This window comes from Lactobacillus amylolyticus DSM 11664, assembly GCF_000178475.1.
GTDB lineage: Bacteria > Bacillota > Bacilli > Lactobacillales > Lactobacillaceae > Lactobacillus > Lactobacillus amylolyticus.
In genome coordinates, this window is the sequence record NZ_ADNY01000016.1 from 1 (window position 1) to 15,876 (window position 15,876).

13 protein-coding genes and 3 pseudogenes are annotated in these 15,876 nt (G+C 39.5%); 12 read left to right on the top strand and 4 right to left on the bottom strand.

Annotated features, from left to right (window positions below; all coding sequences use genetic code 11):
- The first annotated feature begins 74 nt into the window (after positions 1 to 74).
- The 7 genes and pseudogenes from HMPREF0493_RS02380 (at position 75) to HMPREF0493_RS02405 (ending at position 5,075) form a co-directional block, all read left to right on the top strand.
- Positions 75 to 1,298, top strand: a complete 1,224-nt coding sequence (locus tag HMPREF0493_RS02380; RefSeq protein WP_006351665.1) for an extracellular solute-binding protein — start codon at positions 75 to 77, stop codon at positions 1,296 to 1,298.
- Between the two features lie 73 nt (positions 1,299 to 1,371).
- Positions 1,372 to 2,730, top strand: a pseudogene (locus tag HMPREF0493_RS02385) (carbohydrate ABC transporter permease).
- A 5-nt stretch (positions 2,731 to 2,735) separates the two neighbouring features.
- The gene (locus tag HMPREF0493_RS02390; RefSeq protein ID WP_006351668.1) at positions 2,736 to 3,593 is read left to right on the top strand and encodes a sugar ABC transporter permease; all 858 of its coding nucleotides are present in this window, start codon (positions 2,736 to 2,738) and stop codon (positions 3,591 to 3,593) included.
- 68 nt (positions 3,594 to 3,661) lie between these two features.
- Complete coding sequence (locus HMPREF0493_RS09320; RefSeq protein ID WP_392391082.1) at positions 3,662 to 3,835, top strand: HAD hydrolase family protein; 174 nt, start codon at positions 3,662 to 3,664, stop codon at positions 3,833 to 3,835.
- A 22-nt stretch (positions 3,836 to 3,857) separates the two neighbouring features.
- A pseudogene (locus HMPREF0493_RS09325) lies at positions 3,858 to 4,055 on the top strand (HAD hydrolase family protein); the annotation flags it as partial.
- A 4-nt stretch (positions 4,056 to 4,059) separates the two neighbouring features.
- Positions 4,060 to 4,522 (top strand): annotated as a pseudogene (locus tag HMPREF0493_RS09180) (phosphoglycerate mutase family protein).
- Positions 4,523 to 4,562: 40 nt separating this feature from the next.
- Positions 4,563 to 5,075 carry an O-acetyl-ADP-ribose deacetylase gene (locus tag HMPREF0493_RS02405; RefSeq protein ID WP_006351673.1) on the top strand — a complete coding sequence of 171 codons (513 nt, stop codon included), beginning with the start codon at positions 4,563 to 4,565 and terminating at the stop codon, positions 5,073 to 5,075.
- 34 nt (positions 5,076 to 5,109) lie between these two features.
- On the opposite strand, the gene HMPREF0493_RS02410 is transcribed toward HMPREF0493_RS02405, so the two are convergent.
- The gene (locus HMPREF0493_RS02410; protein ID WP_006351674.1) at positions 5,110 to 6,345 is read right to left on the bottom strand and encodes an MFS transporter; all 1,236 of its coding nucleotides are present in this window, start codon (positions 6,343 to 6,345) and stop codon (positions 5,110 to 5,112) included.
- Positions 6,346 to 6,517: 172 nt separating this feature from the next.
- On the opposite strand from HMPREF0493_RS02410, the gene HMPREF0493_RS02415 reads away from it, so the two are divergent.
- Positions 6,518 to 7,468: a hypothetical protein gene (locus HMPREF0493_RS02415; RefSeq protein WP_040456976.1), complete on the top strand. Its 951-nt coding sequence runs from the start codon at positions 6,518 to 6,520 to the stop codon at positions 7,466 to 7,468.
- A gap of 82 nt (positions 7,469 to 7,550) precedes the next feature.
- On the opposite strand, the gene HMPREF0493_RS02420 is transcribed toward HMPREF0493_RS02415, so the two are convergent.
- Positions 7,551 to 7,922, bottom strand: coding sequence for an aggregation-promoting factor C-terminal-like domain-containing protein (locus HMPREF0493_RS02420; RefSeq protein WP_006351676.1), 372 nt, complete (start codon positions 7,920 to 7,922; stop codon positions 7,551 to 7,553).
- 198 nt (positions 7,923 to 8,120) lie between these two features.
- On the opposite strand from HMPREF0493_RS02420, the gene HMPREF0493_RS02425 reads away from it, so the two are divergent.
- Positions 8,121 to 10,652, top strand: a complete 2,532-nt coding sequence (locus tag HMPREF0493_RS02425; protein ID WP_006351677.1) for a M1 family metallopeptidase — start codon at positions 8,121 to 8,123, stop codon at positions 10,650 to 10,652.
- Between the two features lie 129 nt (positions 10,653 to 10,781).
- Complete coding sequence (locus HMPREF0493_RS02430) at positions 10,782 to 12,275, top strand: peptide MFS transporter (RefSeq protein WP_006351678.1); 1,494 nt, start codon at positions 10,782 to 10,784, stop codon at positions 12,273 to 12,275.
- Between the two features lie 49 nt (positions 12,276 to 12,324).
- Here the strand turns inward: HMPREF0493_RS02430 and HMPREF0493_RS02435 are convergent, their stop codons facing one another.
- Positions 12,325 to 13,536: a L,D-transpeptidase family protein gene (locus tag HMPREF0493_RS02435; protein ID WP_006351679.1), complete on the bottom strand. Its 1,212-nt coding sequence runs from the start codon at positions 13,534 to 13,536 to the stop codon at positions 12,325 to 12,327.
- Between the two features lie 151 nt (positions 13,537 to 13,687).
- Here HMPREF0493_RS02435 and HMPREF0493_RS02440 point away from each other — a divergent pair, with 151 nt between their 5' ends.
- Complete coding sequence (locus HMPREF0493_RS02440) at positions 13,688 to 14,491, top strand: DUF4931 domain-containing protein (protein WP_006351680.1); 804 nt, start codon at positions 13,688 to 13,690, stop codon at positions 14,489 to 14,491.
- A 23-nt stretch (positions 14,492 to 14,514) separates the two neighbouring features.
- Here the strand turns inward: HMPREF0493_RS02440 and HMPREF0493_RS02445 are convergent, their stop codons facing one another.
- Positions 14,515 to 15,162, bottom strand: coding sequence for a hypothetical protein (locus tag HMPREF0493_RS02445; RefSeq protein WP_006351681.1), 648 nt, complete (start codon positions 15,160 to 15,162; stop codon positions 14,515 to 14,517).
- A gap of 61 nt (positions 15,163 to 15,223) precedes the next feature.
- Between HMPREF0493_RS02445 and yaaA the strand changes: the two genes are divergently transcribed.
- On the top strand, positions 15,224 to 15,876 hold a 653-nt coding region (gene yaaA, locus HMPREF0493_RS02450), incomplete at its 3' end, for a peroxide stress protein YaaA (RefSeq protein ID WP_006351682.1).

Below are 15,876 nucleotides of genomic sequence, written 5' to 3' on the forward strand. Positions count from 1 at the left end.
ACACTACTAAGGCTATCGTTAACTAGTTTTAGTAAAAATTAATTTAATTATGTTTTATTTAGGAGGATAAAGTCATGAAGTTTTGGAAGAAATTGGCATTAGGTAGTACAGCTGTTTTAGCTGCAATGTCACTTGCAGCTTGCTCAAAAGGCTCTTCAAATAGTTCATCATCAAGCAGCAGTAACAAGAGCGCTAGCTTGACTCTCTGGGTTGATACCCAACAAGTTCCTTACTACAAGAAGATTGCTAAGGACTTTACTAAGAAGTACAAGAACATTAAGGTTCGTGTTGTTCAAAGTCCAAACGGTTCAGCTAACGCTAAGACTGATGTTGGTAAGGACCCATCAAAGGCTGCCGACGTATTTGAAGCTCCAAACGATCAATTAGGTCAAATGGCTGAAGCTGGTTACATTAACCCAGTTTCACCATCAGCTGCTAAAGATATTAAAGCCAACTACGTAAGCGTAGCTTCAAAGGGTGTAACTTGGAAGGGCAAGATTTACGCATTCCCATACGCAGAACAAGCTCAAACCCTTTACTACAACAAGTCAAAGCTTTCAGCTAGCGATGTTAAGGACTGGAAGACTTTAACCTCTAAGGGTGTAGTTGCTACTGACTTTACTAACGCATACGTAATGTGGCCAGTAATGTTCTCAGCAGGTACTAAGTTGTTTGGTGACAACGGACAAGATCTTAAGGGTTCAACCTTTAACTCACAACAAGGTGTTAACGCTTTGAAGTGGTACGCAGCTCAAAAGAACAACAAGGGCGTAATGCAAACTTCAAACGCTTTGAACCAATTAAAGAAGGGCAATGTTCAAGCTATCTTGGACGGTCCTTGGGACGCTGCTAACATCAAGAATATCTTGGGTAAGAACTTCGCAGTTGCTCCATATCCTAAGATTGAAGTTGGCGGCAAGACTGTACAAATGGAAGCATTCCTTGGTATTGAAGGCTTTGCTATTAACTCACACACCAAGAACGCTAAGGCTGCTTCAGAATTAGCTGCTTACATCACTAACAAGAAGGCACAATTAATTGCTCACAAGGAAGCTGGTCAAATTCCTGTATTGAAGTCTGCTGTAAACTCAAGCGCTGTTCAAAACGATCCAGTTGCTAAGGCCGTAATGCAAATGGCTAAGCCAGGTTACTCAGTATTGCAACCAATGCTTCCACAAATGGCTATTTTCTGGAACGATTCAGCTCCATTAATCAGTGGTACTTACGACGGCAAGATCAAGCCATCACAATACAAGGCACAACTTGCTAAACTTGCTAAGGAAATTGAAAACAAGTAATTAACTTTTAAAGCATAAGCAAAGGTTGGTCGACTAAATAGTCCAACCTTTTTGCTTGAGAAGAGGAGAAGTTATGTTTAAGAGAAAAAAGCATGTAGCTCCTGAAGCAACTTATCGAGAGGTATGGACTAAAGGGGATATAGCTACCAAATTATCTTTCTTCATAATGGGTAGCAATGCTCTTGCTAATAAGCAATGGGTAAAAGGTTTAGCTTTCCTGTTATCAGAAGTAATCTTTGTTGTTTGGTTTATTTTTAGCGGTATCTCAGCATTAAGCATGCTGGTTACATTAGGTACCGATAAAAACAAAAAGGTTGTTTATGATGCTTCACAAGGAGTTTATATTACTAAACAGCCTTCGAACTCAGTTTTGATTCTGTTGTTTGGTGTTTTGGCAATTATCTTATGTATCGTAATGATTTACCTTTACTGCGTAAACTTAAGATCTACTAAACACAATTATATTTTGAAGCGTGATGGCAAACATATTCCAAATAATATTGAAGAATTGAAGAGTTTACTTGACGTACGTTTACACGCAACATTGATGACTCTTCCATTACTTTGAATTTTGTTCTTTACTATTTTGCCAACGGTCTTCATGATTTCAATGGCCTTTACTAACTATGACCGTGAGCACCCAATTGCCTTCTCTTGGACTGGTTTTCAAGCATTTGGCAGTGTGCTTAACGGTGATTTAGCTGGTACTTTCTTCCCAGTATTGGGTTGGACCTTAATTTGGGCCGTTTTAGCAACAGTTACGACTTTCTTCTTTGGCGTTTTGCTTGCCTTATTGATTGAATCAAAAGGTATTAAACATAAAGGCTTCTGGAGAACGATCTTCGTAATTGTTTGGGCTGTTCCTCAATTCGTTTCACTGTTGATGATGGCTCAATTCTTGGACTACCAGGGTGCTTTAAACAACATTTTAATGAACTTGCACTTGATTAGTTCCCCAATTCACTTTATTGACAACCAGGCTTCACCAATTATAGCTAGAATTACGGTTATTATCGTTAACATGTGGGTTGGTATCCCAGTTTCAATGCTGATTTCAACCGCGATTATTCAAAACTTGCCACAAGATCAAATTGAAGCTGCCAAGATCGATGGTGCTAATGTTGTTCAAATTTTTAGATATATTACTTTCCCACAAATCTTGTTTGTCATGGCTCCATCACTGATTCAACAATTTATCGGAAATATCAATAACTTCAACGTTATCTTCCTGTTAACTGGTGGTGCCCCAATGAACAGTAAATACAACGGTGCCGGATCCACCGACTTGCTGGTAACGTGGCTATATAACTTGACCTTCGGTCAGGAGCAACGTTACAACGCTTCAGCCGTATTGGGTATCTTGATCTTTATTCTTAGTGCAACCGTATCCTTAATTGCCTACAGACACACTAATGCTTACAAGGAGGGCTAATAAACATGAAGTCTTATACACACCAGAGACAGCTCTCATTGGTCTTGCGGTATATCCTTTTAACCATCTTAGCGATTATTTGGATTTTACCAATTGTTTGGATCATCTTAGCTAGTTTTTCATACAATGATACTGGATTTGTTTCGACCTTCTGGCCTGATCAATTCACATTGCAAAACTATATTGGGATTTTCACGAACCCACAATATCCGTATGCAAACTGGATTATTAATACGTTGGTAGTTTCAATTGCTTCAATGATTGTCTCCACTTTCTTAACAATCTCTGTAGCTTACGTATTATCGAGACTTCGCTTCGCATTTAGAAAACCATTCTTACAAATTGCCTTAGTTTTAGGAATGTTCCCAGGCTTCATGTCAATGATCGCTTTGTACTACATTTTGAAGGGTCTTAACATGTTGAACCTCTTCGGTTTGTTCCTTGTATATGTAGGTGGTGCCGGATTAGGATTCTACGTTGCTAAAGGATTCTTTGATACTATTCCACGGTCAATCGACGAAGCTGCTGAAATTGATGGTGCTACTAGATGGCAAGTATTTACCCACATTGGTTTGCCACTTTCAAAGCCAATGATCGTTTATACTGCTTTAACAGCATTCATCGCACCATGGACAGACTTCATCTTCTCCGGTATTATCCTTTCAACTTCAGGAAATGCCAAGGATTACACTATTGCTTATGGGCTTTACAACATGGTCCATACATCAAAAGGTAATGCAACTGCATACTTTGCTCAATTTGTTGCAGGATGTGTAATTATCGCTATCCCAATTACTATCTTGTTTGTCTTAATGCAGAAGTTCTACGTTAACGGAATTGCTGCTGGTGCTGATAAAGGTTAATCAAGAATTTGATTATGCTAAAAAACGTCTTATCTTTTGGGATAAGGCGTTTTTGTTTGGAGAGAATAATGACAAAATTACCATTTAAAGCAATTGCTGTTGATATGGACGGCACTTTTCTTAACAGCAAAAGTGATTTTAATAGGGTAAAATTTGCTCGGATTCTGAAAAAATTAAAACAAAACAATATTCATTTTATCGTGGCCAGCGGTAACGAATTGAAACGCAGTCGTATATTTTAAAAGATGCAGATCCTAATTTTAATATTTGAACATTCCGCGGTCACAACTAATGGCCTTTGGTGATGGCGGCAATGATATTGAAATGCTGCAGCTTGCTGGCCTGAGCTATGCGATGGCAAATGGGCTGGACTGTGCCAAAAAAGCTGCTAAATTTATCGCACCAAGCAATGATAAACAAGGCGTTTTGCAAGTGATTGCCGCTTATTTAGAAAAGGAGTAGCAGCATGAAATTAGTAATTGTTAGACATGGCATTAGTGCAGATACTTGGGATCGAGTTGTTGACGGCGATAATGATCCTGATCTAAGCGCAGAAGGCATAAAAGGCGTAGAAAAAATTGCACCATATATTGATGAGAAGCAATTTGATTATGTTTATGCCAGTACTTTAACTAGGGCAATAAAAACTGTCAAAATTCTGACCAAGAATAAAAAGAAAATTCATCGCGATTCTAGAATCGTCGAGCTTAGAATGGGCAAGTGAAAAGATGGATAAAACGATTTTGGTCGCAAGTCACGGAATTGCAATTAGAGCATTAATTTCTGTTATCCTTAATGTGGATATGGATAAAGTGATGAACGTCAACAATGTGGCGTTTAGCGAATTTCTTTTTGATCCTCAGAAAAATTACGCGCCGCGGATGATGAGTTTTAATAGCAAATATCCGCTGTTTTATGGTAAAAAGTAATTGTAACTGAGCTAATTTCAACTTTAGGAAGTGCAATAAAATGTCAGAAATAGAAATCGTTCAGGGCGATATTACCAAAATGAAGGCCGATGCAATCGTCAATGCGGCCAATAAATCTCTTCTTGGTGGAGGCGGCGTTGATGGTGCAATTCATGCCGCAGCTGGTCCACAGCTTTTAGCCGAATGTCGTACTTTGCATGGTTGTGACACCGGTGAAGCCAAAATTACCAAGGGTTATAATTTGCCTGCTAAACATGTAATTCATACGGTCGGTCCTATTTACCGTTTTCATAGTCCGGAAGAAGATGCAAAACTTTTGGCAGCTTGCTATCAAAACAGTCTTGATTTAGCTAAGAAAAATAATTTGCATAGTATTATCTTTTCTTCTATTTCAACTGGCGTCTATGGTTATCCTGCTGAAGATGCTGCCAAGATTGCTTTTGCCACCGCGAAAAACTGGCTGGCTGATCATCCTGATTATGAAATGAAAATTTCCATGTGTGCATTTGATCAAAGGATGGCAGATATTTTTAAAAAAGAAATGAATTCATAAAAAATCCATGACTGTAAAAGGTCATGGATTTATTTTATTTATTGCGGTAAGAAATTCCCCAGGCAAAGATTAAAACTAATAAGAAATTGAGCAAAAGCGTGAAGCCCGTTACCCAAAAGACTGTAGCATAATTGGAAAGTCCGGAAATAGTTGACCCCATCATTGAACCCAGAACGGCACCAACTGCCTGGAAGGACTGATTGTATGAGAATATTCGACCGAAACATTCAGGTGGGGTATTCAGGGTTAAAACGGTTTGAGCAGCTGGCAACATGGCAGCACTGGCAATTCCCAGGAAGAATCTTAAAACAGCCAGTACCCAAGGACTATTGGTTAGCGCCATCGGAATGAACAAGACGGCGCCAATAATCAGTCCAACTCTTAAGACGCGTAAAGGCCCGATTTCATCCATTTTGTGTCCAATTTTAGAGGCAGCGATTAACGTTCCCAGACCTGGCGTTGCTGCGACTACGCCGGCTACAAATGCAACATCGCCGCCATGCATCATTGATTTAACATACAGTGAAACGATTGGATCAATAGACATTGTTGAGGACTGAACCAGCATGGTTGTGATGAACATGACAACGATTAGTTTAATGCTAGGCAGGCTCTTCATGATTTCATTCATTGGCTTCATCTTTTCACGAGAAACCGGTGTGAAGTCTTCATGAACTAAAAAGCTTGTGCCTAAAAATACAAGAAACATCAATACACCGGTAATAAAGAATGGAATCCGATAGCCCCAGGCGCCACCAAGCCAATTACCAAAAAAGCTTGAAAGGGTACCACCGAGAAGTGGTCCAACCAAGTTGCCGGCAGTACCAGCCGTCATCATTTGACTCATAACCCAACCGCTGCGTTTATGTGGAGTTTCCCCGGCCATTAAGGCAGTTGCGTTGTTAATATAGCCAGAGAATGATCCCTGAATAAAACGCATGACAACAATGTAGATTGCATTATGAGCCAATCCCGTTAAGGTAATTGTTAGTGCCATTACGCCTGAAGCGCGCATGCACATTAATTTACGGCCTTTTCTGTCGGCTAGGCTTCCCCAATATGGCGAGACAATCGCTTGAGCGATAAAGGTCATGGCAAAGGCTAAACCGGAATATAAGTTGATTTGCAGTTTGCTGTAATTGCCCAAATCAGAAATAAAGAGGGAAATAAACGGCATCGTCATCGAATAGCCCATCCCCGTAATAAAACAGCCGAGCCATAGTGTATATAAGGCTTTATGCCAATCAGCAGGTAGTTTTTCAGAATTCAAAAAGGTTCATCTCTTTCGTTAATCAATAATGATTATTTTAACATCTATTGCAAACGTTAATATTTTTTCAAAATAATTCAAAAAAATAAGTTTGAATTATTGAATTGTGCTAAGATTGGTTTTTCGGAAGGGAGAGATCTTGATGGCACATATGTCGCGAAGAGAGTATCGCATGAAGAACGAAAATCAGGAGGCACATGCCACTAAGGCAAAAAGTCAATACGCCAGATCCAGAGCCAATGATCGGCGCGTATATCGCGAGAATGTAAAACCACGTAAAAGTACGATTCCTAATTTCAATGTCAACAGCACGCGGAAAGAATATACCCATGTTAGGTTGAATTTTTGGGAAATATTTTCTGATCGGCCTTATGTTTCAGTTTTGCTGATTGTAATTGCTCTGTTCCTAATCATGGCAAAAATCTGGTGGGGCTTGGTTGTTCTGCTGATTTTAACAGTAATTGGCATCTACTTTATTGCACGGTCGCATCATCCTAATCGAGTGCTTAGCCTTGAATTTAAGATGAAGGCTTCAAGAAAACTCAGCATGCTGCGAGCCCTGCAATTGGGTGGTTCTGTAACAATGTTTCTTGCGACGTATATGAAGCAGGTTGTCACCGTAAACTTTACTTCGGTCGGGTCAACGGACAGTTTGAATATTGTCGAAGGCTTTTTATCAAATCAAGGTGGCGCCTATGGTCAACAGGGAACGTACTTCCTTAATCTGTTGAATACGTTCACTGGCGGGCAGCTGTGGAGTTCTTATCGTTATGCGATAAATAGTGCGCAGATGATGAGTTCCAGTTCCGGTCGAATGATCGTAATGTGGATCTTGCTGTTGATGATTGCTCCAGCTCTCTGCGTTTTGGCACAATTCTTTAAGGAGCCATACGCTAGAAATGTTACTTTGATTACTTCAATTATTGCAATGATCAGTTTTATCTTGACGCCATCTTTGATGCGGCGCTGGATTGTTGCTTATGCAATGGAAAATCAAATGTCGCAAACAGCGGCTTCTAATGCTGTGACAATTGGTCCGATGGCTTATATTGCAATGGCATGTTCGATTGGAGTAATGCTGATCGCGTGTTATCGTTCGATCAAAAAAGATAATTTTAAGTAAAAAAAGACAGGCTAGAAAAATTGTTTCTAACCTGTCTTTTATTCTGAATTTTTAGCGAAATTAATTAACTGAGAGCTTTTAATTAGTACCAGTGGTGAGCTAACCAAAACCTCTTAGCATTAACCCATGAACCGTAACGGCGGTAAACATATTGATCAGCAACCCTTTCTTGGTTCCTAGCTGATAAATTGCCGTGTAAGTAAGCAATGTTTAATTGGTACTTACCGTAACAAACATCGTTTCTAGCGGTGTAGCTACCGCCTGATTCGTGCATTGCAATCCACTCCTTAGCTGCCCTTTCCCTTCTGGAAAGAGTAGCAGCTTGAACGGTTTGGTTAGTAGAAGTATTAGTAGTAAAAGTTTGTACAGCTACGATTGCTGTGAAGGCAAGTACTAAAGCTGCGAATAATTTAAATAAATTTGATTTGAAGTTTGATTTTACGTTATTATTCATAGTTCATTCATTCCCTAAAAATTTAAAACTTAACGTTTTCTTAATGACTACGCTTTATATACTACAAGCATAATGTGACAGCAATGTTACAAAACGAAGACGGAGCTCTTACAATCGATAAATAATCACATTTTTTAACGATTAGAGACGCTTTTTTGGTAGAATTTAGGGGACAAATGATATTTTAGGAGGAAAAATATGGCAGTTAAACGTGTTTATGAAACTTTTCATCCTGAACATTACAATCTTTTTATTGACGTTAACCGTAAAAATAAGAAGATTTCAGGTACTTCAACTGTAACTGGTGATGCTCAAGAAAAGACTGTTTTAATTAGTCAAAAGTTTATGAAAGTCTCATCAGTTAAGGCTGATGGTCAGGATGTACCATTCACAGTTAGCGATGAAGATGAAGCAATTAAAATTGAATTAGGCAAAACCGGTAAGACTACGATTGCAATCGCTTATACCGCACCATTGACTGATACAATGATGGGCATTTATCCATCATATTACGAACTAAATGGTGAAAAGAAGCAAATTATCGGTACCCAATTTGAAACAACATTTGCACGTCAAGCCTTTCCATGTGTTGACGAACCAGAAGCTAAAGCAACTTTTAGTTTGGCACTTAAGTGGGATGAACAACCTGGCGAAATTGCTCTTGCTAACATGCCTGAAGAAAAAGTGGAAGATGGAGTTCACTACTTTAAAGAAACAGTTCGCATGTCTAGCTACTTGGTTGCATTTGCCTTTGGTGATTTGCAATCTAAGATAACTGAAACCAAAGATGGCGTTAAGATCGGTGTCTTTGCAACTAAGGCACACAAGGCTAAGGAATTAGACTTTGCTCTTGAAATTGCTAAAGAAGCAATTGAATTTTATGAAGACTTTTATCAAACTAAGTACCCACTTCCAAATTCATGGCAATTGGCTTTGCCAGACTTTAGTGCTGGTGCGATGGAAAACTGGGGTCTTGTAACATACCGTGAAGCATATCTTCTTCTTGATCCTGACAATACTTCACTTGAAATGAAGAAATTGGTTGCTACCGTTATTACGCACGAGTTGGCTCACCAATGGTTCGGTGACTTAGTAACGATGAAATGGTGGGACAACTTATGGTTGAACGAAAGTTTTGCTAACATGATGGAATATTTGTCAGTTGATGCTCTGAAGCCAGAATGGCACATCTGGGAAATGTTCCAAACCAGCGAAGCACCTGCTGCTCTTGGTCGGGATGCTACTGATGGTGTTCAACCAATTCAAATGAAGATTAATGATCCGGCTGATATCGACTCTGCCTTTGATGCAGCGATTGTTTATGCCAAGGGATCAAGAATGCTTGTAATGGTTCGAGCACTTCTTGGCGACGATGCTTTGCGCAAGGGACTTAAGTACTACTTCGATCACCACAAGTATGGCAATGCAACTGGTGATGACCTTTGGGATGCACTTTCAACTGCAACTGATTTGGATATTGGTAAAATCATGCAATCATGGCTTGAACAACCTGGTTATCCAGTTGTAACAGCTAAAGTTGCTGAAAATGGTCACCTTGTTTTAAGTCAAAAGCAATTCTTTATCGGTGAAGGAAAAGATGTCGACAGAACTTGGCAAATTCCTTTGAATGCAAACTTTGACGCACCTAAGATTATGTCTGAAAAAGAACTTGATCTCGGCGATTACAAGACTTTGCGTGAAAAAGCTGGTCATCCATTACGTGTCAATGTTGGCAACAATTCCCACTTCATCGTTAAGTATGACGATACTTTGATGAAGGATATTATGTCAGACCTTGATGATTTGGATCCAATTGCTAAGTTGCAATTATTGCAAGATCTTCGTCTTTTGGCAGAAGGCAAGCAAATTTCTTATGCTGAAATTGTGCCACTTTTGACAAAATTCGCTGACTCTAAGTCTGGTTTAGTCATCAACGCTTTGTACACAACTGCTGCTAAGCTTCGTCAATTTGTAGATCCTGATTCTGATGAAGAAAAGAACTTGAAGAAGCTTTATGACAAATTATCTAAAGAGCAAGTTGCTCGCTTAGGTTGGATGCCAAAGAAGGGCGAAAGCGATGACGATATTCAAATTCGTCCATATGAATTAAGTGCAAGCATTTACGCTGGCAACAGTGATTCAATCAAGGCTGCACATAAGTTGTTTGAAGAAAATGAAGACAACCTGGAAGCTTTGAATGCTGATGTTCGTCCATACGTTTTAATTAATGAAGTTAAGAACTTTGGCAGTCACAACTTGATGGCTAAATTGATCAAGGAATATCAAAGAACTGCTGATGCTTCATATAAAGCTGACTTGCGTAACGCTGCTACTAATACAACTGATCCAGCTGAAATTAATAAGTTGATTGAATACTTCGAAGACGCTGATGTGATTAAGCCACAAGACTTGCGTGGCTGGTTTGCTGGCGTACTTTCCAATCACAAGGGTGAACAAGCTGCTTGGGATTGGATTAGAAAAGATTGGGATTGGCTTGATAAGACTGTTGGTGGCGACATGGAATTTGCTACCTTCGTTCAAGTTATCTCAAGAGTCTTCAGAACTCCTGCAAGATTGAAGGAATTCAAAGAATTCTTTGAACCAAAGCTTAACGTTCAATTGTTGAAGCGTGAAATTCAAATGGATACTAAGGTTATTGAAACCAGAGTAGATTTGATTCGAGCTGAAGGAAAGGCTGTTAACGACGCTGTTGCTAAGGCTTTGAACTAATTTGAATTAAAAAGCATTATGATAAAAGCTCTATCCGTTAGGATAGGGCTTTTTTTGACGAATAAAGAATTTAGCCTGTATAATAATGACTTGTGTAAACTTTGATTAAAGGAGTTTTATTGTAATCAAATGAATAACAAGAATATGGATACTGCCTTTTTTGGTCAACCTCGAGGCTTATCTACTTTGTTCTTTACAGAAATGTGGGAACGATTTAGCTATTACGGCATGCGAGCAATTCTCCTGTTCTACATGTACTATGCCGTGACTCAAGGCGGATTAGGTATGAACCAAACGACAGCGGCATCGATCATGTCAATCTACGGCTCATTAGTTTATCTAGCTACTGTTGCCGGAGGCTGGTTGTCAGATCATCTTTGGGGATCACGCCGAACTTTGTTTATTGGCGGTGTCTTCATTATGCTGGGTCATATTGTACTAGCATTGCCAGCAGGTACAGCTGCGCTTTATATTTCAATTGCTTTAATTGTAGTTGGGACTGGCTTGCTTAAACCAAATGTATCTAATATGGTTGGTGGCCTGTATTCAGAAGAAGATCGAAGACGGGATGCCGGCTTTAGTATGTTTGTTTTCGGAATCAACTTGGGCAGTGCCATTGCACCTATTTTGGTTCCTTGGGCCGCTAACGGTTTTGGCTTTCACTTATTTGGTAATGAGACCAACTTTCATGCTGGTTTTTCGTTGGCAGCGATAGGGATGTTCTTTGGTCTAGTGCAATATTACTTTGGCGGGAAAAAGTATCTATCAACTGACGGCTTATTACCTAATGATCCAATCGATAAAGCCGATTTATTGCGGATTGTAAAATGGATCGTAATTTGCATTGCCATTATTGCTGCAATTCTAGGCGTTATGGCTTCAATGGGTCAATTGAATGTCGATAATGTTATTACTTTGTTGACAATTGTTGCGATTGCCTTGCCGGTTTACTATTTCGTTGCAATGCTGCGCAGTCCGAAAGTTAATGAAATTGAACATTCACGGGTTAAAGCATATATCCCATTGTTCATCGCTGCTGCTATTTTCTGGGGAATTGAAGAATCAGGTTCAGTTGTTTTGGCTCTGTTTGCTGAACAAAGAACTATTTTGCATATTGGCAGCTGGCATTTCTCAGCAGCCAACTTCCAAACGCTGAATCCAATTTTTATTATGATTCTCACGCCATTCTTCGTTTGGCTTTGGGAACACTGGAAAAATCAACCAAGTGCACCAGGAAAGTTTGCCAGTGGTCTGATTTTTGCAGGTTTTTCATATATTTGGATGGCCATTCCTGGAATGCTCTTTGGTACACAGGGAAGAGTTTCTCCATTATGGTTAGTCGGTTCCTGGTTTATTGTTGAAATCGCGGAAATGCTGATTTCACCAATTGGTCTTTCAATTACTACTAAGCTTGCGCCTAATGCTTACCGGTCACAGATGATGAGTTTGTGGTTCCTAGCAGATGCCACTGGACAGGCCGTTAACGCGCAGATTGTTAAATTATATTCAACAAATACTGAAGTGGCCTATTTCTGGGCCGTTGGCTTGGTAAGCGTCATTTTCGGTGTCTTGATGTTCTTCATGGTTAAGCGAATTAATGGCTTCATGGAAGGCGTTAGATAAAAAAAGCGTAAAAAATAGAGCTCCAACGAGCTCTATTTTTTTATTTTGTTTAGTTGTAAACAATTACAGCTTCATCCTTGATGACGTTTTTCCAAACCCTGTGGATCTCAGATGGACGAATGTTAACACATCCGTGTGAACCACCCTTAAGGTAGGCTGTCTTGCTCCAATCGGTTCTCCAACTAGCATCATGCAAACCACACCCAGTTGTTAAAGTAAATGGCATCCAGTATTTAACCTTGGAAGCATATTTAGTTCCATCATCGTTGTAGCCGCGAAGGGTACTTGGTGATTCCTTGTATTGAATATACCAAACACCAGTAGGAGTCCGGTTGCCCTTACCAGTGTAAGTACCAGTAACGACATCGGTTAAGTGAACAGCAACTTTGCCTTTTCTGACAACCCATAATTCCTGTTTCTTGATAGAAACAACAACGTAGTTATTGCCGATTCCATGATTGCTCTTGCCGTAGCCATGAGCATAAGTACTGTAACCTAAGCCATAGATATAATCAGCACCATTGATTGTCTTGGTACCATTCATAAAGGCTTTTTCGATTGCTGCTTGAGCCTTTTGCTCATAAATGCCCCAGCCATAGCTCTTATTTGTAACGGTAATGGTTTTGCCTTTAACGCTAGAGCCAGAAGGAACGGTGAACTTGTAGCTCTTCTTCAGAGTACCGACGTCCTTGTTCATTTGCGTTAACTTGGCAGTTAGCTTGCTGACATCTTTAAAATCATATTTGCCATTGCTGTAAGTAACATCATCAATCAAGTCTGTTGCTTTAAGTTGGTAAGTTTTGCCAGCAATTTTATAAGAAACAACGGCTTTATTCATTTGGTTCAGCTTCTTTTTAGCAGTAGCCATTTCACTTGAACTGTAATTGTAATTGGTATTGCTTGGTACGTCGGTATGCTGCTTCGTAAAGTATTTTTGCACTTTTGCTTTAGTAATCGTCTTAATTGAGCTATCACGGCTCAAGATTACTTTATGGTTCTTCAGCTCAACAACATTCTTGGCCTTTTGGTTAATCTTGGCAGTTGCTTTTGCTACCGTTAAGTTTCCAACCTTCACGCCGTAAATAGTAACGTTTGGGTTAAAATGAGTTGTAGCGAATTTTCTCTCACGTGCTTCGCTTGCAACCCGATTATTGTGTATAACGACCCCAAAGATAATCGCGAGCACGATAATTATCGCGCCAATAATCAGAATGATATTATTGCGATTGTTACGTTTTCTTAGATCTTTTCTAGATTGCATAATTACCCAACTTATTTCTTTTCAAACATCGAATGAACGTTTGCTAGCCAACAGTGTATCATCTATCAAGCGGTTAGTAAAGAAAGTACAATTAAATTAACGTTTTTATTATAATATTAAAGAAAGGCAATTTAAACGAAGAGGGTTAAAAATGACGAATGATCCACTTGTTTTTCAAATGGGAATCGCTAAAAACAAGCCGCAATCTTACCGGAAAAAGACTACGTTCAAGCAAAAACAATGTCCGTTTTGCGATGTTGCTCACTTAACTGATATTTATAAGCGTAATGGCGACTTGATTTGGCTGCATAATAAATTTCCTACTTTGCGTGATACGATGCAAACCGTGTTGATTGAAAGCCACGACCATAATGGCGATATTGCTACTTACTCTAAGGAGCACAATCGGAAGATGATCAAATTTGCTTTGAGCTGTGCAGAGGAGATGCAAAATAGCGGCAAATACGAATCCGTTCTTTGGCACAAAAATTATGGCCCGCATTCTGGCGGTTCTCTAATTCATCCGCATATGCAAATAGTTGGTCTAGAGCACGAAAATGGCTACAAGTATATTCGTCCTAACAACTTTGAGGGAGAAAGCTTGTTTAAAAATCAAGATGTGGAAGTCAATATTGCCCAGCATCCCGTTCAAGGCTATACAGAACTAAATATTAATTCTTTAACTAAAAAAGATCTGGCCTTATGGGCCGACTGGATTCAAAGCGGCGTCAAATACATGCTTAATATTATGTACAACGGCCGCTGCGATTCTTATAACCTCTTCTTTTATCCGCGCGAAGACGGCGGAGTGTGTGCCAAATTAATTACTCGCTTCGATGCGCCGCCTTACTTCGTCGGTTATAAATTATCGCAAGTTAATGATGAAGTTACGCTTGATAATGAAGCGAAACGGTTTAAACAATTTTTTGATCATGGTTCAATAATAAAAGCCTAGGAAAAAATCCTAGGCTTTTTGCTTTAAAATTTAGTTTCGGCAAGATAATCTTCTGGTCGATGGGCTTGAATTCGTAAAACTTGCCATTCAAATTCATCATCGGGTTTCACCAAATTAATGCTCAATTTGTTTTGTGCAAAAGAGAAATCAAGATCAATTCGATTTTCAATCCATTCTACGCGATTAGGTGCCTTTTCAAGGCCTGAAACAACGATCTTTTCAGGCAAAGGGCTCTTTAAAAAGACGTATTTTTGGTAATTTGCATGGCGATTTTTTAATACAAGGCCATCTTGATCAACAGTTAAGTCCGAGAGCTTGCCTTCGTTGAAAGCATGACCAAACATGTGCATCCATTTGTTGATTTGGTCTAAAACAGCTTGATCATTTGCATTAAACTTGCCATCAGCATTAACTGTAAGATTAATGACAGTCGTTTTTCCGTTTTTGCGGTTTTGAACTAAGGTATCAATGACATTGTCCTTGGTAAGTTCGACGCCATTTTGTTCATCAGCTAAAAAAATAGTATATTTAGCGCAGGCTTCTTTTAGAAAATCGCCACCACTAACTGCTCGTGCACCGACATTGCGTGCGGTTTTGACTAAAAAATCCGCATCGGCGTTTTGTTCAGACTCTAATTTGAAATTTAAGACAATTGCAAAATCAGGATTCATGAAAAATACTCCTTTATTTAATACTTAGCTATTTTAACTTAAAAAGCGAAGAAAGGAAAAGATGAAAATTATTATTGCTCCTGCTAAAAAGATGAGACGTGATTTGGACGCCTTTCCCGTTCAAACTGAGCCGGAATTTCTTGCGCAAGCGCAGACGCTGGCTGCTTTTTTAAAAACAAGATCCGCTGCGCAACTAAAAGAGCTATGGCAGGCTGGCGACCGTGTGGTTCAGCAGGCCGAAAAGCAGTTAGCGGAAATGAATTTGAATGAGCGGTTAACGCCGGCAATCGTTGCCTTTTCAGGTATTCAGTATCAATATATGGCACCTGATTTGTTCACGCAGCCAGCACTTGATTATATTCAAAAAAATCTGCGAATCCTTTCCGGTTTTTACGGCAGCTTGCGGCCGTTTGACGGAGTTTGTCCATATCGCTTGGAGATGAAAACCAAGATGGTGGGGTTCAAGGATTACAGTTTGTACCACTTTTGGAATCATCAGATTGCTGATTCCTTGTTTAAGGATGATGATCTGGTAATTAATCTTGCTTCAAAAGAATATTCACGTATGGTTTCGCCTTATTTAAACGATACCAGAAGGATGATCAGCATTGATTTTCAAGAAAAGAAAAACGATAGCTGGCGGACGATTGCTACTCACGCTAAGATGGCGCGTGGGGAAATGGTGCGCTTTATTGCCGAAGAGCAAATAAAAAC

Bases quoted from the DNA above. Each gene is read 5' to 3' on its own strand.
- HMPREF0493_RS02405 (WP_006351673.1), top strand. From the start codon at position 4,563: ATGTCAGAAATAGAAATCGTTCAGGGCGATATTACCAAAATGAAGGCC.
- HMPREF0493_RS02440 (WP_006351680.1), top strand. From the start codon at position 13,688: ATGACGAATGATCCACTTGTTTTTCAAATGGGAATCGCTAAAAACAAG.
- HMPREF0493_RS02445 (WP_006351681.1), bottom strand. From the start codon at position 15,162: ATGAATCCTGATTTTGCAATTGTCTTAAATTTCAAATTAGAGTCTGAA.
- HMPREF0493_RS02425 (WP_006351677.1), top strand. From the start codon at position 8,121: ATGGCAGTTAAACGTGTTTATGAAACTTTTCATCCTGAACATTACAAT.
- HMPREF0493_RS02430 (WP_006351678.1), top strand. From the start codon at position 10,782: ATGAATAACAAGAATATGGATACTGCCTTTTTTGGTCAACCTCGAGGC.
- HMPREF0493_RS02415 (WP_040456976.1), top strand. From the start codon at position 6,518: ATGAAGAACGAAAATCAGGAGGCACATGCCACTAAGGCAAAAAGTCAA.
- HMPREF0493_RS02435 (WP_006351679.1), bottom strand. From the start codon at position 13,536: ATGCAATCTAGAAAAGATCTAAGAAAACGTAACAATCGCAATAATATC.
- HMPREF0493_RS02420 (WP_006351676.1), bottom strand. From the start codon at position 7,922: ATGAATAATAACGTAAAATCAAACTTCAAATCAAATTTATTTAAATTA.
- HMPREF0493_RS09320 (WP_392391082.1), top strand. From the start codon at position 3,662: ATGACAAAATTACCATTTAAAGCAATTGCTGTTGATATGGACGGCACT.
- HMPREF0493_RS02390 (WP_006351668.1), top strand. From the start codon at position 2,736: ATGAAGTCTTATACACACCAGAGACAGCTCTCATTGGTCTTGCGGTAT.
- HMPREF0493_RS02380 (WP_006351665.1), top strand. From the start codon at position 75: ATGAAGTTTTGGAAGAAATTGGCATTAGGTAGTACAGCTGTTTTAGCT.